We start from the raw sequence: 18731 nt of genomic DNA, 5'->3' as shown, positions 1-18731 counted from the left end.
AATGACTGACAGCGCCAAGCCTGAGGTATCGGGCCTTTCCTTCGAAAAGGCGGTGGCCGAACTCGAAAGCATCGTCGCCCGGCTGGAACGCGGCGACGTGGCGCTGGATGAATCGATCGAGATCTATGAGCGCGGCGAAGCGCTGAAGAAACATTGCGAGACGCTGCTTTCGGCCGCCGAAAATCGCATCGAGAAGATCCGGCTCGACCGCGCCGGCAAGCCGCAGGCCGTCGAGCCGCTGGACGGGGCCTGAGCGGATCGAAGGCGCTTGGCGATCGGCTTGCGGCCGATCTATGATCCCCTCCAGAACCATGAGGGGACAGACAAATGACGGATAGATTGAAGGGCAAGGTCGCCATCATCTCTGGCGGCGCGACCGGCATGGGCGGTGCGGCCTCGAAGCTGTTTGCGGCTGAAGGCGCGCGTGTCGCCATTATCGACCGCAATGGCGAAGCAGCCGCCGAGACCGTCAAGGCGATCCGCGATGCCGGCGGCGAGGCTGATTGCTGGACGGCGGATGTCTCGGATGAAGCCGCTGTCAAAGCAGCCGTCGCCGGCGTCGAGGAACGTTATGGCGCGGTGACCGTACTTTTCAACCATGCCGGCACGATCGTCATCAAACCCTTCCTGGAAACGACGCTTGAGGAATGGGACTGGCTGCACGCCGTCAATGTGCGCTCGATGTTTCTGATGACCAAGGCGGTGCTGCCGAAGATGATTGCCGCTGGCGGCGGATCGATCGTCTGCACCTCGTCGATCTCGGCGGTCGCCGCCACGCCGATGGAAGTGCTTTACGACACCACCAAGGGCGCCGTGCATATGTTTGCCCGTGCCATCGCAGTGGAATTCCGCGACCGCAACATCCGCTGCAACGCCGTCTGCCCCGGCTTCATCCGCACGCCGCACGGCCTGCGCGAGGTGGCGGACCTGCAGGCGCTCGGCGTCGATGTCTCGGATGCCGCCATCGCCGCCCAGCAGGGCCGGATCGGCGAGCCCGAGGATGTGGCGCGGGCCGCCCTTTACCTCGCCAGCGACGAATCGAACTTCGTCAATGGCGCCCACCTTTTCGTCGACAACGGTTTTACGGCGATTTGAGACAGGGCGGGCGCAACGCCCGATTGGACGGGCGGGGCTCTAAGCGCTATCTGTGGACAATGCGACGCTGCAGCGATCAAAGTGCTGCAGCGGCGCCTCAGATCGGAGATCCGTCATGTCCTTCTTTCCCGGAAAAGATCCCCTGCCCGGCGATGCCTTCGCCTGTGATGCGATCGAGAACCTGATCATTCCGCGCACCAGCGATATCGGCGGCTTTCAGGTGCGGCGGGCGCTGCCGACGCGGCAGCGGCGCCTCGTCGGGCCGTTCATCTTCTTCGACCGCATGGGGCCGGCGATCCTGAAGCCCAACGAGGCGCTCGACGTGAAGCCGCATCCGCATATCGGGCTGTCGACGGTTACCTATCTCTTCGACGGCGAGATCCGCCATCGCGACAGCCTCGGCACCGAAAAGGTCATCCGTCCCGGCGATATCAACCTGATGACGGCAGGCCGCGGCATCGTGCATTCCGAGCGCACGCCCGACAATCTGCGTGGCCACCCGCTGCTGATGTCAGGGCTGCAGACCTGGCTGGCGCTGCCCGACGACAAGGAGGAGATCGATCCTTCCTTCGCCCATACGGAAAAGTCCGAAATGCCGCTGATCGAGACTCCAGGCGTGCGCGGGCGTGTGGTCATCGGCTCGTTCGAAGGCATGGCATCGCCGGTCGGGGTGTTCTCCGACACGCTCTATGTCGATCTCAGCCTGCAGACGGGCGCGAAGTTTCCCTTCGGCGCGGCACATGAAGAACGCGCCGTCTACGTGCTTTCAGGCGAGGTCGTCATCTCGTGCGACCGCTTCGCCGCCGACCAGCTGCTGGTCTTCCGGCCGGGCGATCCGATCACGCTGGAAGCAGGCGGCGACGGCTGTCATCTGATGCTGTTCGGCGGCGCGGCGCTGAATTCGAAACGCTATATCTGGTGGAATTTCGTCTCCTCCTCGAAGGAGCGGATCGAAAAGGCCAAGGAGGAATGGCGCTCCGGCCGCTTCGATATCGTTCCCGGCGACGAAGAGGAATTCGTGCCTTTGCCGGAAGGGTGACGGCGGCGGCGATGCGCCGCCGACGACTGGCTGCAGAATCTCAACCCGCGAAATACCGCGTCAGCGCGCCCTTGGTGCGGTTGATATAGCCGTCCTGCCAGCTGTCATCGACGTTGAGAAAGCCCGACCAGCCCTTCTTGCCTTGGCGCTTCAATTCCGCCTCGACGGCGCGGAAGCGATAGTGATCATAGACATCGAGGATATGGACAGAATAGGCCTCGGCAAGCGCGCGGTCGCCTTTGACGATCAGCATGTTTTCGTCATTGGCGTAGGAGGCCTTGAAGCCGAGATTGTGGCTGCCGAGAACGACGACGCAATCGTCCGACAGGGGATCGATCACCAGCACCTTGTCGTGGATGATGGCGCCCACTTTCTTGGCGGTCAGTTCCTCGGCGCCGAAATCGGCCAGCAGCTGGCGGTCATCGATGCGCGAGGCTCGGACGACCGAGACATTGGCTTCGTCGAAAGTGTGGGGTGAGACGGCGTCTTCGTCATCGTCCGGATCCTCGGGATCATGGTCCTTGCCGGCGACGTAGTTGGGCATGGCCTGGGCGCTTGAAACGGCGCCGGTGACGATCAGCTTCTGATCCTTGAGGCCGATATCGATCGCCTCGCCGACGATGCAATCCCTGCCCGACTGGCCGGGATAGAAGGCCAGAAACAGCACCGCGTGCTCGGCACGGCGCATCAGGCGGTAGACCTCGCGAAGATCGGGTGGCGTCGCCTTGCCCTTTCTGCGGCTCTGCATGTTCGGCGAAAACCAGGCTTCAACCGAAGTCCCGCCGCCTGTCGGCACAACGGAAGGCGTCTCGTTCGCGCGCCGGAATTTCTTGCTCTGCTGGTTGTCGGGCATGCCGTCATCGAATTCGACGGGCGCTTCCAGCGTTCCATTGTCTTCCAGAATCCGCTCCCAATAGCCGACATAGGCCGCGGCAATCGCGTCGTTGCGAACGATCAGCGCATTGTTGGACTGGCCGGCAAGCCCGGTCGCCGTCCAGTTGGTGCTGCCGGTGAAGACGCTGCGCGGAGCGCCATTCGGCGGTATGTGCACGACGAATTTGTTGTGGCCGATCTGGCTCGAATTGTTGAACATCCGGTGGTGAATCTCGACGCCGGCCTCGATCAGCGCCTGGCGGGCATGCGCATTGCGCACATCCCAATCGTCCCCGACCTTGCCGGTATTGGCGAGGATGATGCGCAGCTTCTCCTTATTGGCAATCAGCAGCGCCAGCAGCTCCTCGTCCTCCAGTTCGTAGAGGGCGACGAGGAAGCGGCCTGGCGCATTCATGAATTCCCTGAGCATCGGAATGACATCGCCGGCCAGATATTTGCGGATGCCGTTTTCCGGATTGGAAATCATGTCGATCAGCTCGTTCGGCTGTTTCACGCCGTCCTCCAGCAGGACGTTGCGCAGCCACTGGGCGGCGAGAATGCCGTTGGTGAAGCTCGACTCGAACTGGCCGCGCTTGCGCGTCACATGGACCGGGTTGGTGACGACGGCCGGCCCGAGATAACCGAGCGGCCGCGGGGCGCCCTCATAGGCCTTGACCGCGATTTTCTCGAAAGTGCCGTCGGCCTTCCTGATCGGCCTGCCGTTTTGATCCCGCTTGTTGATCTCGACGAGTGCAGGCGTCGGATCGGGGGCTGCCTGCATGCCCGGCTTCAGGTCGCCGAGCGGGCGGATCTCGTAGCGCACCCGGACCTCGTCCGGCCGCCGTTTCATTTCGTTGCGCCGCTTGCGCAGCGTCAGGTCGCGCCAGGAAAGCTTCTGCACCGGCCAGAGCGACGTCGTCTGCGGCAGCCAGTGCGGATTGCGCTGCCCCTTGAAGGCGACCCAGGCGGCGCAGGTCACCCGGTCCTCGCTGCCATCGGGTCTTTTCGCCACGTCTCCCTGCTCGTCGAGATAGACGCGGACGACTTCGAAGCCGAGACATCCATCGATCTTGGCGTCGATATCCCAGGCTACGAAAGCGACCTCGTTGTTCACATAGGCATGCGCTGCAACAATCGTTCCCATGGCCCGCCCCCTGTCAGCCCGGCAACATTGCTACCATTCCGTGTCATATTCAAGCAGCTCGCCGGCCCTCGCGCATTCGATCGGCGGGCGGGAAACCAGGGCGCGACCCGGCAGAGATCAGGCAAATGCAACTCACGGAAATAGAATGTGATATCTCCCGAAACCGCTCACACATTTTTCCGCCATGCTCTAAGGTGAAAACCTTCGGTTCCTGAAATCACTTGTTTTGCCTCGTTCTAATCGAATAAAGCGGTACAAGGAAAAGTAAGAAAGAGCGCCCGCCCGTGACACAACTGCCGAAGACCCCCCTGCTCGACCAGGTCATTTACCCCGCCGACCTGCGCAAGCTCGAGGATCGCGAGCTGCCGCAGCTTGCCCGCGAAGTCCGGGACGAAATGATCGATGCTGTGTCGCGCACCGGCGGCCATCTCGGCGCCGGCCTCGGCGTCGTCGAGCTGACGATCGCCATCCACAGCGTCTTCGACACGCCTGAGGATCGGCTGATCTTCGATGTCGGCCATCAATGTTATCCGCACAAGATCCTGACCGGCCGGCGCGACCGGATCCGCACGCTGCGCCAGGAAGACGGGCTGTCCGGCTTCACCCGCCGGGCCGAGAGCGAATATGACCCCTTCGGCGCGGCGCATTCCTCGACCTCGATCTCGGCCGGCCTCGGCATGGCAATTGCCGCCGATCTCGACAAGAACGACCGCCGCGTCATCGCCGTCATCGGCGACGGGGCGATGTCGGCCGGCATGGCCTATGAAGCGCTGAACAATGCCGGCGCACTCGATGCCCGCCTCATCGTCATCCTCAACGACAACGACATGTCGATCGCGCCGCCGACAGGGGCGATGAGCGCCTATCTCGCCCGCCTCGCCTCCGGCCGCACCTATATGGGCTTCCGCGATTTCGGCAAGAAGCTGACCGCCTATCTCGGCAAGAATATCGATCGCGCCATCACCCGCGCCGTCGAGCACGCGCGCGGTTACGTCACCGGCGGCACCATGTTCGAGGAGATGGGTTTTTATCACATCGGGCCGATCGACGGACATTCCTTCGACCATCTGCTGCCGGTCTTGCGCAACGTGCGCGACAACGGCCGCGGGCCGGTGCTGATCCATGTCGTCACCCAGAAGGGCAAGGGCTATCCGCCGGCCGAAGCCGCCGCCGACAAATATCACGGCGTCAACAAATTCGACGTCATCACCGGCGCCCAGGCGCGGGTGAAGCCGAATGCGCCGAGCTATACCAGCGTCTTCGCCGAAGCGCTGGTGCAGGAAGCCGCCCTCGACGACAAGATCGTCGGCATCACCGCCGCCATGCCGAACGGTACCGGCCTCGACAAGCTCGCCGACGCCTTTCCGTCGCGCTGTTTCGATGTCGGCATCGCCGAGCAGCACGCCGTGACCTTCGCCGCCGGGCTCGCGGCGGAAGGCTACAAGCCGTTTGCCGCCCTCTATTCCACCTTCCTGCAGCGCGCCTACGACCAGGTGGTGCACGACGTGGCGATCCAGGGACTGCCGGTGCGTTTTCCGATCGATCGCGCCGGCTTCGTCGGCGCCGACGGCCCGACCCATGCCGGCTCCTTCGACACCGCCTTCCTGACCACGCTGCCCGGCTTCGTGGTGATGGCGGCGGCCGACGAGGCCGAACTCAAGCATATGGTGCGCACCGCCGTCGCCTATGATGCCGGGCCGATCTCGTTCCGTTATCCGCGCGGCGAGGGCGTCGGCGTCGACATGCCGGCGCGCGGCGAGATCCTGCAGATCGGCAAGGGCCGCATCGTCAAGGAAGGCACCAAGGTGGCCCTGCTCTCCTTCGGCAGCCGGCTTGCCGATTGTCTGCTGGCCGCCGAAGATCTCGAGGCCGCCGGGCTTTCGACGACGGTCGCCGATGCCCGCTTTGCCAAGCCGCTCGACCACGACCTGATCCGCCAGCTCGCCCGCCACCACGAGATGGTGATCACCGTCGAAGAAGGCTCCGTCGGCGGCTTCGGCAGCCAGGTGATGCAGTATCTCTCGAGCGAAGGCCTGCTCGACAACGGCCTGAAGATCCGCTCGCTGGTGATGCCCGATATCTGGATGGAACAGGCCAAACCCGAAGCGATGATCGCCCATGCCGGGTTGGATCGCGCCGGGATCGTTTCGACGGTGTTCAGGGCGCTGGGGCGCGGGGTTGCGGTTGGGGTTGCGGGGTAGGTGAATTTGTGAGGGTGTGCCGTATGAAGGCCCCTCATCCGCCTGCCGGCACCTTCTCCCCGTAAACGGGGCGAAGGGGATATGCCGCAACCTTTCCGTCCCTCGCCAACGTCTCCCAGGCACGTCCCCTCGCCCCGTTTTTACGGGGAGAGGGTTAGGGTGAGGGGCAGGCTCTTGCTCCCGCCTATGCCGTTCGACCATAAGGAGGCGGCGCATCCATAGCGCCACCCATCGCTGTACTTGCTCCGGCGACCACCCCACCCTCCGTCATGCTCGGCCTTGAGCCGAGCATCCACACCGCACCCACCAGCGCGGGTGGCATGGATCCTCGGCTCAAGGCCTGGGATGAGGGAGAGTGGGAGATGTCACAGCCAAAATCGCAGTCGATAGAACGGATCACCTCACGTCTCTCGTGCTTGTCATGCCGGCCCGTCCAACGAAATAGGGCGGCGCATCCGTTGCGCCGCCCTCTCGTTTAACGTCCCATCCTGAGCGCTCTCAGAACTCCGTCCACTCTTCCTGAACGGCCGCCGCAGCACTTTCCTGTCTGCCGCCGAAGGCCTTGCTGACCTTGTTGGCGAACGCGCGGGCGGGTGAGGCGACCGGGCGGGCGTTCGCAACGGCGGCGCGCGGTGCGGCGTCCGGCCGCGTCTGGCCGAGCTTGAACTGGCGCAGCAGCTCGTCCAGCGCGCTTGCCTCCTGGGCGAGCGCATGGCTGGCCGCAGTCTGCTCCTCGACCATGGCGGCGTTCTGCTGCGTGCCCTGGTCCATGTTGTTGACGGCGGTGTTGATCTCCTGCAGGCCGATCGACTGTTCGCGGGTGGCGGTGACGATCGCGCTGACGTGGTGATTGATCTCCTGCACCTCGGCGACGATGGCTTCAAGCGCCTTGCCGGTCTCGCCGACGAGGGAGACGCCGGCAACCACCTGTTCACCCGAGGTGGTGATCAGATCCTTGATCTCTTTCGCCGCCTTGGCCGAGCGCTGGGCAAGCTCGCGGACTTCCTGGGCGACGACCGCAAAACCCTTACCGGCATCGCCGGCGCGGGCGGCTTCGACGCCGGCGTTCAGGGCCAGAAGATTGGTCTGGAAGGCGATGTCGTCGATGACGCCGATGATGTTGGAGATCTCGCCCGAGGACTTTTCGATCTGCTGCATGGCGGAGACGGCCTTGCGGACGACTTCGCCGGATTTTTCGGCGCCGAGACGGGTGCGCTCGACGAGATTGCCGGCATCCTCGGCGCGCTTGGCGCTGTCGCGGACGGTGGTCGTCACCTCTTCGAGCGCTGCGGCGGTCTCTTCGACGGCGGCAGCCTGCTGTTCGGTGCGGTGGGCAAGATCGTCGGCGGCCGAGCGGATTTCGCCGGCGCCGGCATTGATCGCCGAGGCGTTGCGGCCGACCGATTGCAGCGCTGCCTGCAGCTTTTCGACGGCATGGTTGAAGTCATTGCGCAGGCTGTCATATTGCGGCGCGAACGGTGTCTGGATACGGCCGGCCATATCGCCATTGGCAAGCTCGGCAAGGCCGCCGGCCAGGGCATCGATCGCATGGCGGATCTCGCCTTCCTCGCGCGCCTTCTGCTCGTCGGTTGCCCGGCGCTGGCGCTCGGCGTCATCACGCATGCGGTCGGTCTCGCCAGCAAGGCGCAGCTTCTCGATCGCCGCCTGCTTGAAGACCAGCACCGACTGGGCCATGCGGCCGACTTCGTCGCCGCGGTCGGTCGCCGGGACCTCGATATCGTTCTGACCGCCGGCGAGGCGATCCATGGCCCCGGTCATGCCGACGATCGGGCGGACGATGGTGCGCGACATCAGCCAGGCGAGCACGGCGGCGGCAAGCGAGGCGACGATACCGCCGGCAAGCAGCGTCGTCTTCAGGTCGCTATTGGCATCGGCGCGGATTTCAGCGAGCGCTTCCGACTTTTCGCGGGCGCTGGCCTTGATCTTGGCCGAAGCCTGACGGAAGCCGTCGAGCTGGCCCTTGGTGGCGTTGACGCCGATCTTGACGACGTCGGCGATCGGCATGTCGGTTTCCTTGCGCGCCTTGGTCTGCGGCTCGGCCAGTTCATGGAAATAGAGGTCGGCCGCCTTCTGCATGCCGTCGATCATCTCGACCAGCTGCGGCTCGGCCGCGGCCGTCTGCCTGGCGGCGGCGATCGCCTTCAGCATGCGTTCGCGGTTGGCGAAGACATCGCCATAGGTGCTGTCGCTGCGGAAAAGGATGAAACCGCGCAGGTTGACGGCCTGTTCGAGCATCGCCTGCAGCGCATCGTCGATCTGGTTGACGAGCAGCTCCGATTTTTCCTGTTCGGCAGACGCGGCCGCCGAGGCCGTCGCCTTGGAATAGACGAAGGCGGAAACGGCGACGAAAATAAGAATGAGGGCTGCGAACGTGGCCGCGAGCTTCCCGTTCAAGGATATGTTTTTAGCGGACATCGGTGAATTTCTCCTGACGACAGTCGACGCGGCGAAAGCGGGTCGCGCGTGAGGCGCAACCGCAAGACCTTCTGAATTGAGACCATGATCGGCGTTGAAACGCTTGCGCCGTCATGGCGCCGAGCGGTCCGGACGAACCGCTGCAATCGAGGCGAAGCTATGCGGGCGAGCTTTAGATTTGCTTAAATTAGGCGCCGCCGAAGCGGCCTGAGCCGTGATTAAAGTTGCTTAAATCAAGGCGTCTTCGGTTCCGCTTCCGGCGGATTGAGAATGAGGATGTCGACATCCTTTGCCGGATCGAAATCCTCCGATGTCATCCGGAAGGTCGTCGGGCCGATCTTCTCGACATTGCTGCCGCAGAAGCTGATCAGGCTGCCGGGCTTGCCCTTGTCGACCGTCAGTTGAAAGTGCCGGATCGGTCCCGCCCAGTTGGCGCCGGTCGACAGCACATAGGAGATCCAGCTTTCCGTATAATTGGCGCCGCCCGCCTCGGCTTCGCCGGCACGCTGTTGCGCGACCCTGACGAAGTCACCGTCCAGGCAGTATTTGCGGGAATATTCCTCGAAGCGCTCACCCTTCGGCTGGCCGTTTTCGAGAAAGCTGATGGCGACGGTGCCGCCGACGGCCGGCTGATAGCGGTGTTCGACGCTGACCTTCGCCTTGGCCGGAAAGGTCGTGCGCCACCAATAGGTCGAACGCAGCGTCCAGAGCGGCACAAGATCGGCGTCCGTCATCGGATAGATCAGGCCGCGGGCGATCCAGTCCTTGCGGACGGTCTGGGGAAGCTTGGCGAGCGCGTCACGGGTCTTCTGGCTGTAAGGCAGGACGGGAATGTTGTTTTTGGCGAGTTCGTCGGTGACGTCGATGCCGAGCGAGACGACACGCTGTTGCAGCTTGGCGGTGATCGGCCGGCCATCCTGCACGGTGGAAAAATGCAGGAAATTGTCGCTGTCATAGTCTGAGATGGCGGAGTTGTTGTCCACCTGACCCGTTATATCGGGCATCGGGAAGGCGACCAGGCTTTCGACATCCTTGCCGGACGTGTTCTCGAACAGGTAATCGACACGCACTTGCGAAGCGGAGATGAAGAGATCCTCTTGCACCATGCTGACATCGTCCGACTGGGCAAAGATCAGCCCGCCGGTCTTGACCTCGGCCATGGTGTCGTTGGCCAGCGCCGGCGATGCGATCCCCGCCGCGACAAGAAGAGTGAAGAGCTTCAGCATAAAACACCCCCGTGTCCGCGGCCGGCCCCGTCATCGCCGCCGCAGGATTATCGCCGAAAGCTTTCGAGGGTCAATGACGCTGTCTGGAACAAAATGCTTGCAACCGGCGGCTTTGCCGGTCATTCACAGCCGATGTCCGATCAAAACAGTCAACGCCTCGACCAACTTCTCGTCTCCCGCGGCCTCTTCGCCAGCCGCTCGCGAGCCCGCGACGCCGTGCAGCGCGGCACCGTGCGGATCGCCGGCCAGGTGGTGACGAAGGCCGGCGCGCTCATCGGCGACGACGCCGATATCGCCATCGACGATCCGGCGCAGGACTATGTCTCGCGCGCGGCGCTGAAGCTTGCCAGCGCCCTCGAGCATTTCCGGCTCGATCCGGCCGGCCATCACTGTCTCGATATCGGCGCGTCCACCGGCGGCTTTACCGAGGTGCTGCTGCAGCGCGGCGCTCGGCATGTCACGGCGATCGATGTCGGCCATGGGCAGATGCATCCGCGCATTTCAGGCGATCCGCGTGTCACGAGCAAAGAAGGCCTCAACGCCCGCAACCTGACGGCAGAGGATATCGGCGAGCCCGCCACGTTCATCGTCTCCGACGTCTCCTTCATCTCGCTGAAGCTGGCGCTGGCGCCGGCTCTCGATATCGCCGAAGCGGGTGCGGTTGCCGTGCTCTTGGTCAAGCCGCAATTCGAGGCGGGGCGCGAGGCGATCCGCAAGGGCGGTCTGCTGAAGGATCCCTCGTCCGCGCCCGCCGTCGCTGCGGAACTCGCGCGCTGGTTCACCGAGGACAGGGGCTGGAACAGCCTCGGCCTCATCCCCTCCCCGATTGCCGGCGGCGACGGCAATCAGGAATATCTTCTGGCAGGATTGAAACCGTGAGCACCGAAACCGTCACGATCGAGAAACTCGGCGCCCAGGGCGACGGCATTGCCGGCAGCGCCGGCGGGCCTGTCTATGTGCCCTTCTCGCTGCCGGGGGAAACCGTGGCGATCGCCCGCGTCAAAAGCCAGGGCACGATCATGTCGATCACGACAGCCTCGCCCGACCGGCAGGAGCCGCCCTGCCGGCATTTCGGCCCGGATGGCGTCAACGGCACCTGCGGCGGCTGCACGCTGCAGCATATGGCAGAGAGCCCCTACCGCGCCTTCAAGCGCCAACTGGTCATCGATGCGCTGAGATCGAAGGGGCTGACGCCTGAGGTCGGCGAGATCGTGCCGGCCCGTCCGGGCGAACGCCGGCGCGTGGTGTTTGCGGCGCGCAAGACCGAGAAGGACATGCTAATCGGTTTCAACCAGGCCGAAAGCCATCATATCGTCGCGATCGAGGAATGTCCGATCTCGTCGGCAGGGATTATCGCACGGCTGCCGGCGATCAGGGCGATTGCGGCATCGCTCGCGACCAATGCCGAACCCTTCCGCGTCTCCGTGCTCGAAACGCTGTCCGGCCTCGACATCGCGGTCGACGAGGTGAAGAAACTCTCCGATGCGCAGCGGCGCAAGGCGGTGGAAACCGTGCTCAGCCTGCGCGGCGTCGCCCGCGTTTCTTTGAACGGCGAAATCCTCATCGAGCCATCGAAGCCGCTGATCGATTTCGGCGGCGTCCAGGTCTCCCCGCCGCCGGGCGGTTTTGCCCAGGCGACCAAACCGGCTGAGGAGGCGATGGCCGAGCTGGTGCTTGCCCATGCCGGCAAGGCCAAAAGGATCGCCGACCTCTTTGCCGGCGCCGGCACATTTTCGCTCAGGCTGGCGCGGATCGGCCGCGTGCATGCTGTCGAAGCCGAGGCAAAGGCGCTCGCCGCCCTCGACCACGCCGCCCGCAAGACGCAAGGGCTGAAGCCGGTCAGCATCGAAAAGCGCGATCTCTTCCGCCGCCCGCTGATGACGCAGGAGTTCAAGCCCTATGACGCCGTCGTCTTCGACCCGCCGCGCGCCGGTGCGGAGTTCCAGTGCAAGGAGCTTGCCCGCTCCGGCGTCAAGAAGATCGCCGCCGTCAGCTGCAACCCGCTGACGCTGGCGCGGGATCTCGCGATCCTCGTCGAGGGCGGTTACCGGATCACCGGCGTGACGCCGATCGACCAGTTCCTCTGGACCTCGCATGTCGAGGTGGTGGCGACGCTGGAGAAATAAGGCGTCAGGCGCCTTACCCTCCCCGTCAGTGCGGAGGGCGCATGCCCTCAAGCATCTCTATTGCGTGCCGGACTCTCCTCTCCCGCACTTAGCCGCATAGCCCGGGTTCCGAGCTTTGCACCGCTGACGGCGTCGATTGCGATCGGCTCGATCTCCAAGCCCGTCTCGACATCGACATAGCGGGCGAGTTCGCCGTCGCAGTGGCGATGCGCCCACGCCCCGATCATCATCAGCACCGGCAGGAAATCCCGGCCCGCTTCCGTCAACACGTATTCCTCTCGGGGCGGTCGTTCGGAATAAAGGCGCTTTTCCATGAGACCGTCATCTGTCAGCGCCTTCAGGCGCTTCGTCAGCATCGTCGGCACGATGCCAAGGCTCTTCCTGAACTGGTCGAAGCGGGTGAGGCCCGTATGGGCGTCGCGCAGCACGAGAATGCTCCATGCATCGCCGACGGATTGAAGGCCGCGGGCGACCGGGCATTGCGGAATCGAATTATTTTTCATTCGGTATCTTTTCGATAGTGACATGATATCGAAAAGATAGTAACAGATCGGCCAACGATGATCCACACCTTTGAAAGCTGACGATATGATCGACAAAAGCAGAAACGTTGCACTGGTCACTGGAGCGTCCTCAGGGATCGGCCTTGCGACGGCTGAATCTCTGGTAAAGGCCGGCTACCGCGTGTTCGGGACCAGCCGCAAACCAGTCGGCAACAGGCCCGGGATAACGATGCTGATCTGCGATGTGGCTGAGGAAGCATCGGTGCAGGCGGCTGTTGCGGAGATCGTCCAACAAACCGGCCGCATCGACCTTGTCGTCAACAATGCCGGGATCGGCCTCATCGGCGGCGCCGAAGAATCCTCGATCACGCAGGCCCAGCAGCTTTTCGACGTCAACGTCTTCGGCGTGGCACGCGTCGCCAATGCCGTCCTGCCGGTCATGCGCAAGCAGAAGAGCGGCCGGATTATCAACATGAGCTCGATCCTCGGCCTTATTCCGGCTCCTTACAACGCCTTTTATGCTTCGACCAAACATGCGCTCGAGGGCTATTCGGAATCGCTCGATCATGAAGTGCGCAACTTCGGCATTCGCGTGGTTCTCGTCCAACCCGGCGTCACCAGAACATCCTTCGAGGAAAATCTGACACGAGCAGACCAGCCTCTTCCGGCCTATGCTTCGGAGCGCGCCCGCAGCGAAGCGCTGATGCGCAAGTGGGTGGAGAGTGGCGATGCGCCGCAGATTGTCGCTGATATGGTCGTCAAAGCCGCAACGGCGAAGAAGCCGAAGCTGCGCTATTCCGCCGGCAAGCAGTCGCGCCAGGTCCGCTCGCTTCGCCGCTACCTCCCGGAGCGGCTGGTCGACAGCCTGCTGCGCAAGGTCAATGAGTTTCCGGCCTCAGCCTGACTCTTTAATCGAGAATAGGATTCAGATTTCGAGCCGACATGCATAAAAACATAGACCGAAAGCGCAAGGGGCGAATCTGAAAGATCGCGACGCGCTTTAGGCCAAGGAAACCGCTTCTGAATGCGCAAGACCAAACGACGCAACCCCTATTATGCCGGCCCGGTGTCCGATCACTTCGACGGCACATACTTCTTCAATCCGGACGGGATTGAGCCGCTTGGTTTCCGCGATTTGCTGCGGTGGCAATTCGGTGGTGGCCGTGCGCTCTGGCCGCGGTCGGTCCCAAGCCCATATCCGGCGGCCAAGCCCGATCCACGCGTCGACGGCGGGGATCTGAGGGTGACCATGGTTGGGCATGCGACGATGCTGGTGCAGGTCGCCGGGCTCAATATCCTCACCGACCCGGTGTGGTCGGAGCGCGTCAGCCCTTTCACCTTTGCCGGGCCGAAACGCGTCGTCCGACCGGGCATCGCATTCGATGATCTGCCGCCGATCGATCTCGTGCTGGTAACGCACAATCATTATGATCATCTCGATATCGCAACGCTCAGACGGCTGCATGCGCAGCATCGGCCGCGTGTGGTGACGCCGCTCGGCAACGACACGATCATCCGCCGCGCCGTGCCCGCTCTACAGACAACAGTGATGGACTGGGGCGAGCGCATTGCGCACGCCGGAATCAGCATCGATGCGGAACCGGCCCATCATTGGTCCGCCCGCGGCGGCAGAGATCGCCGCATGGCACTCTGGGCCTCGTTCGTTTTGTCGACTCCGGCCGGAAAGATCTATCACGTCGGCGATACGGGCTTTCACCACGGCATCAATTACAAAGCCGCACAGAAGAAGCATGGCGGCTTTCGACTGGCCATTCTACCCTTCGGCGCCTATGAGCCGCGATGGTTCATGCAAGGCCAGCACCAGAATCCACAGGAGGCGGTGATCGGGATGACGCTGGCAAACGCCGCCTATGTGGCGGGGCATCACTTCGCGACGTTCCAACTGACGAATGAAGCGGTCGATGCGCCGACGAGGGCATTGCAAGATGCAATGCGCGCGCACGATATTCCCGCGGAACGGTTCCGGCCGCTCAGGGCCGGTGAGGTCTTCAATGTGCCGGCGGTCCAAGCAACTCCAGCAAAAGTGTGAAGCGGTTTAGCGGCGCACGAAGGCTTCGAAGGCGGCCCGGGCCTCCGCACTTTTCAGGCGGGCGGAGAAGTGGCGGGCCTCCTCGTCGATGCGGGCGATGATCTCGCCGCTATCGCCGCGGATGAGATCGCGGGCGATGCGCAGCGCTTCCGGCGGTTTGGCGGCGAGCCGGGCGGCGGTCGCCAGCGTTATGGCATCGACTTCGCCGGGTTCGACCACTTTCCAGATGATACCGGCGTCCTTGGCCTCGGCGGCCGAAAAGCCTTCGCCGGCCGCCAGCAGGGCGAAGGCGCGCTGCTGGCCCATCAGCCGCGGCGCAACGAGACTGGACCCCGCCTCCGGCACCAGCGCCAGATCGACGAAGGGGGTGCGGAACTGGCTGCGGCTCGAGGCGATCGTCAGGTCACAATGGAGGTGGATCGTCGTGCCGATGCCGATCGCCAGACCGTCGACGCCGGAGATCACGGGTTTTTCCGCCTTCACCAGCGCATAGAGGAAATCGAGAATCTCCTGCTCCAGGCCGCCGCCACCGACTGCGGCGGCAAGGAAGTCGTTCAGATCATTGCCTGAGGAAAAGCAGCCCTCGGTGCCGAGAAAGGCGGTGGCGCGGATGCCGGGATCGGCGTCCGCCGCCTTAAGCGCATCGGCCATTGTCCGGTACATGGCGCGGGTGATGGCGTTCTTCTTCTCCGGCCGGTTGAAGCGGATAAGCTGCACGCCGGGATGGGCGGAAGGCTGCTCGACAATGATGTGATCGGTCATGAAATCTCCTCAGAGGTCTTGGGGTCGCCTCAGGCGAGCAGGATGCGGGCGGCGACAAGGCTTGCCGCGCCATAGACGACGCGGTCGCGAAGGGCTGCGGTCTCGGCCAGCAGGTTTTCGGCGGCGAAGCGGCAGAGCGCGATGCGGCCCTCGCCCCTGCCATCGCCGCTTTCGGCGAGAGCGCCCTTGGCGAGATAACAGCCGGTGAGCGCGAGGCCGAACAGGCGCTGATAGGGTGTCGCACCCGAGAGCGCCTCGGCCGCCTTGCCATCGGCCAGCATTTTCGTCAGCCAGGCGGTCGCCGCGTCGAGATCTGAAAGCGCTGCGTCGAGCCTGACGGCGGTCTCACCGAAACCATCGAGATTGGAGCGGCGGACGCTATCGGCGATCCCCTTCAATTCAGCGATGAGGCCCTTCACCTGATCGCCGCCGGAGAGCGGCAGCTTGCGGGTGACGAGGTCGATTGCCTGGATGCCGTTGGTGCCCTCGTAGATCGGCGCGATGCGGGCGTCGCGCAGATACCGCGCCGCACCGGTCTCCTCGATGAAGCCCATGCCGCCATGCACTTGAACACCCAGCGAGGCGACGTCGACGCCGGCATCGGTGGAAAAGGATTTGGCGATCGGCGTCAGCAGCGCGGCGCGTTCCTGCCAGTGGCGGCTGCTATCGCCTGCCCGGTGGGACATGTCGATCGCATGGGCGCAGGCATAGGAGATGGCGCGCGACCCTTGCGTTAGCGCCTTCATCGTCAGCAGCATCCTGATGACATCGGGATGTTCGACGATCGGGCTCATGCCGGCGCCGGCCCAGCCGGGCGCCCTGCCTTGGGTGCGTTCCTTGGCATAGGCGAGTGCCTTCTGGGTGGCGGCTTCGGCGATCGCCACGCCCTGCATGCCGACCGCCAGACGGGCATTGTTCATCATCGTGAACATGCAGGCGAGGCCCTTGTTCTCCTCGCCGACCAGCCAGCCGATCGCACCCTTTTCGTCGCCGAACCGGCCGTCGCCATAGATCATCGTGCAGGTCGGCGAGCCGTGGATGCCAAGCTTGTGCTCCAGCGAGTGGCAGAACAGATCGTTGCGGGGTCCGAGCGAGCCGTCGTCCTTCACCAGGAATTTCGGCACGAGAAAGAGCGAGATGCCACGCGTGCCGGCCGGCGCATCCGGCAGGCGGGCCAGCACCAGATGAATGATATTGTCGGCCGCGTCATGTTCGCCCCAGGTGATGAAGATCTTCTGGCCGAAGATGCGGTAGCTGCCGTCGGCGCGCCGCTCGGCGCGGGCTTTGAGCACGCCGAGATCGGAGCCGGCATGCGGCTCGGTCAGGTTCATGGTGCCGGTCCATTCGCCGGATACCATCCTTGCCAGATATGTCTCCTTCAGCGCAGCACTGCCATGGGTGTTGACCGCTTCGATGGCGCCCATCGTCAACGTCGGGGCGAGCGCGAAGGCCATGGAGCCGGAATTCCACATTTCCAGTGCGGCAACGTTCAGCATATGCGGCAAGGCCTGGCCGCCGAACGCTTCCGGCCCCGTCAGGCTGTTCCAGCCGCCGGCGATCCAGTTGCGATAGAGATCGCGCCAGCCGTCCGGCAGCCTGACCTCGCCGTCTTCCAGACGGGCGCCCTGGCGGTCGCCGATGTCAGCGAGCGGCGCCACTTCCTCTGTGGCAAAACGTCCCGCCTCGGAGAGGATCGCATCGACCAGATCTTCGCCGAGATCGCCGAGAAACCCTTGTGAAAGCGCTTCGCCCATGCCGGCTACGTGCTTCAACGTGAACGCGATTTCCTCGACGGGCGCCTTATACATTGTCTTCCTCCGCGGGACCGGCCTGCACTTCCTGTATTTGGGCAAAGCCCTCCGAGGCAAAGGGCTAATTGATTTTTACGTAAACGTCAATTTCGATTTCCCCGCCCGCCATGCGATAATTCGCCGGAAACGGCGCCGAGCTCTTGCACCCCTGCGCAAATAGCCGTCATGAAGAGCCTGTAAGGACATCGCCTTCGCAAAGGATCGGCGACCAATGGATACACTGCCCGCCAATATACCCGGTTTTGTCTGGGCCTATCGCTTTTCGCAGGATGACAAGAGCGCGGTGCGGCTGAACAACAGTGCGATGGTGGCGGATCTGACCGCCGACAATTGTTTCTACTGGCTGCACCTCAACCTGGTCGACGCCCGCGTGCCAGCATTGCTCGAAACGCTCACCGGGCTGACGGAGGACGCAAAATCGGCGCTGACCACGCGTGACACGCATGCGACCATCACCGTCGACGAGCAGATGCTCTACGGCACCCTCGTCGACTGCCAGCGCGATTTCGCTGAGGATACCAACAATCTCGGCTGGCTGCATTTCGCCATGTCCGATCGCTTCATCATCACCACCAGGCTGCAGCCGCTGCGCAGCGTCGAACGCGCGCGGGCGCTGATCGAGAAGAATCCAGGCAAATTCTCGCGGCCGGTCGATCTGTTCGAACTGCTGGTGATCGAGTTTCAGCGCACGCTGATTTCGATCGTCATCGAGCTGACCGATGAACTGAACCTGATCGAGGATTTCGTCTACGACAATGCGCCGCGCGACGAACGCCGGCGGCTGGCGCCGGTCCGGCGCACCGTGGTCCGGCTGCATCGGCATCTGCGCACGGTGCTGGCGCTGATGCGCCGCGCCGCGGCGGCCGACGACGACGAAATGCCCTTCGGCTTCGACGATGTGGCCCGGCGGCTGACGAGCCGGCTGGAAACGGTCGACCACGATATCTATGCGCTGCAGGACAGGGCGCGCCTGCTGCACGAAGAAATCGATTCGAAACAATCCTCCGAAACCAACCGCCACCTCTATCTGCTGTCGATCATGACCGCCTTCCTGCTGCCGCCGACCCTGGTGACCGGTTTCTTCGGCATGAACACCGCCAACCTGCCCTTCGCCGTCGGCGATTACGGCACCGAATACGCCGTCGCCCTCATCGTCGCCTCGATCGCCTTTGCCTGGTGGCTGCTGCGGCGGGTGGATATTCTTTGAATTGAGAAGTGCGGTGGGCGTTGGCAATTCCGCTGCTATTTCAGCAAACGTCACGGTTCTTGCCGCAGAGATTGCCCCACGGCGGTCTCCATCAGCAGTAGGCATGGATCCTCGGCTCAAGGCCGAGGATGACGGAGAATGGGGTTACGTTTGGCCAAACTCACCGTCGGCACAACGCAATTGCGCGACGCTGCGCGTACCCCACCTCACCCGGAACGGTTCTTGCACGGTTACTAATATATTTACCGTGGGGAGGCC

15 protein-coding genes are annotated in these 18731 nt (G+C 63.6%); 9 read left to right on the top strand and 6 right to left on the bottom strand.

The annotated features are described in order from the left end of the window. Position 1 precedes the first annotated feature (1 nt). The 3 genes from AMK05_RS04995 to AMK05_RS04985 all read left to right on the top strand — a co-directional run bounded on the left by AMK05_RS04995 (position 2) and on the right by AMK05_RS04985 (position 2134). Entirely contained in the window at positions 2–253 is a 252-nt protein-coding gene (locus AMK05_RS04995) for an exodeoxyribonuclease VII small subunit (protein WP_047613900.1), read from the top strand. Positions 254–327: 74 nt separating this feature from the next. Beyond that, positions 328–1095 (top strand): SDR family NAD(P)-dependent oxidoreductase, encoded by a 768-nt coding sequence (locus AMK05_RS04990; RefSeq protein WP_064837079.1) that lies wholly within the window; start codon positions 328–330, stop codon positions 1093–1095. Positions 1096–1210: 115 nt separating this feature from the next. Beyond that, complete coding sequence (locus AMK05_RS04985; protein WP_064837077.1) at positions 1211–2134, top strand: pirin family protein; 924 nt, start codon at positions 1211–1213, stop codon at positions 2132–2134. A gap of 40 nt (positions 2135–2174) precedes the next feature. On the opposite strand, the gene AMK05_RS04980 is transcribed toward AMK05_RS04985, so the two are convergent. Next, entirely contained in the window at positions 2175–4151 is a 1977-nt protein-coding gene (locus AMK05_RS04980) for a phospholipase D-like domain-containing protein (RefSeq protein ID WP_064837075.1), read from the bottom strand. A gap of 284 nt (positions 4152–4435) precedes the next feature. Between AMK05_RS04980 and dxs the strand changes: the two genes are divergently transcribed. Beyond that, positions 4436–6352, top strand: a complete 1917-nt coding sequence (gene dxs / locus AMK05_RS04975; protein ID WP_064837073.1) for a 1-deoxy-D-xylulose-5-phosphate synthase — start codon at positions 4436–4438, stop codon at positions 6350–6352. Positions 6353–6850: 498 nt separating this feature from the next. Here the strand turns inward: dxs and AMK05_RS04970 are convergent, their stop codons facing one another. Both AMK05_RS04970 and AMK05_RS04965 read right to left on the bottom strand, forming a co-directional pair. Further along, a complete protein-coding gene (locus tag AMK05_RS04970) occupies positions 6851–8788 on the bottom strand; it encodes a methyl-accepting chemotaxis protein (protein ID WP_064837071.1) in 1938 nt (645 codons plus the stop codon). Positions 8789–9021: 233 nt separating this feature from the next. Continuing rightward, positions 9022–10014 (bottom strand): DUF4424 domain-containing protein, encoded by a 993-nt coding sequence (locus tag AMK05_RS04965; RefSeq protein WP_064837069.1) that lies wholly within the window; start codon positions 10012–10014, stop codon positions 9022–9024. Between the two features lie 93 nt (positions 10015–10107). Between AMK05_RS04965 and AMK05_RS04960 the strand changes: the two genes are divergently transcribed. Together AMK05_RS04960 and AMK05_RS04955 are read left to right on the top strand one after the other, a co-directional pair. Beyond that, positions 10108–10893, top strand: a complete 786-nt coding sequence (locus tag AMK05_RS04960; protein WP_442966254.1) for a TlyA family RNA methyltransferase — start codon at positions 10108–10110, stop codon at positions 10891–10893. After that, a complete protein-coding gene (locus AMK05_RS04955) occupies positions 10890–12140 on the top strand; it encodes a class I SAM-dependent RNA methyltransferase (protein ID WP_064837067.1) in 1251 nt (416 codons plus the stop codon). Before AMK05_RS04960 ends, AMK05_RS04955 begins: the two co-directional genes overlap by 4 nt. A gap of 47 nt (positions 12141–12187) precedes the next feature. Here the strand turns inward: AMK05_RS04955 and AMK05_RS04950 are convergent, their stop codons facing one another. After that, positions 12188–12643, bottom strand: coding sequence for a winged helix-turn-helix transcriptional regulator (locus AMK05_RS04950; RefSeq protein WP_064837065.1), 456 nt, complete (start codon positions 12641–12643; stop codon positions 12188–12190). An 85-nt stretch (positions 12644–12728) separates the two neighbouring features. Between AMK05_RS04950 and AMK05_RS04945 the strand changes: the two genes are divergently transcribed. Together AMK05_RS04945 and AMK05_RS04940 are read left to right on the top strand one after the other, a co-directional pair. Beyond that, a complete protein-coding gene (locus tag AMK05_RS04945) occupies positions 12729–13547 on the top strand; it encodes an oxidoreductase (RefSeq protein ID WP_064837063.1) in 819 nt (272 codons plus the stop codon). Positions 13548–13667: 120 nt separating this feature from the next. After that, entirely contained in the window at positions 13668–14693 is a 1026-nt protein-coding gene (locus tag AMK05_RS04940; RefSeq protein WP_064837062.1) for an MBL fold metallo-hydrolase, read from the top strand. A gap of 6 nt (positions 14694–14699) precedes the next feature. Here the strand turns inward: AMK05_RS04940 and AMK05_RS04935 are convergent, their stop codons facing one another. Beyond that, positions 14700–15455 carry a crotonase/enoyl-CoA hydratase family protein gene (locus tag AMK05_RS04935; RefSeq protein WP_064837061.1) on the bottom strand — a complete coding sequence of 252 codons (756 nt, stop codon included), beginning with the start codon at positions 15453–15455 and terminating at the stop codon, positions 14700–14702. A gap of 29 nt (positions 15456–15484) precedes the next feature. Beyond that, entirely contained in the window at positions 15485–17263 is a 1779-nt protein-coding gene (locus AMK05_RS04930) for an acyl-CoA dehydrogenase (protein ID WP_064837059.1), read from the bottom strand. A gap of 214 nt (positions 17264–17477) precedes the next feature. On the opposite strand from AMK05_RS04930, the gene AMK05_RS04925 reads away from it, so the two are divergent. Continuing rightward, entirely contained in the window at positions 17478–18473 is a 996-nt protein-coding gene (locus tag AMK05_RS04925) for a transporter (RefSeq protein WP_064837057.1), read from the top strand. Positions 18474–18731: the final 258 nt, after the last annotated feature.

It is taken from the genome of Rhizobium sp. N324, assembly GCF_001664485.1.
GTDB lineage: Bacteria > Pseudomonadota > Alphaproteobacteria > Rhizobiales > Rhizobiaceae > Rhizobium.
This window is presented reverse-complemented; position numbering and strand designations above follow the sequence as displayed.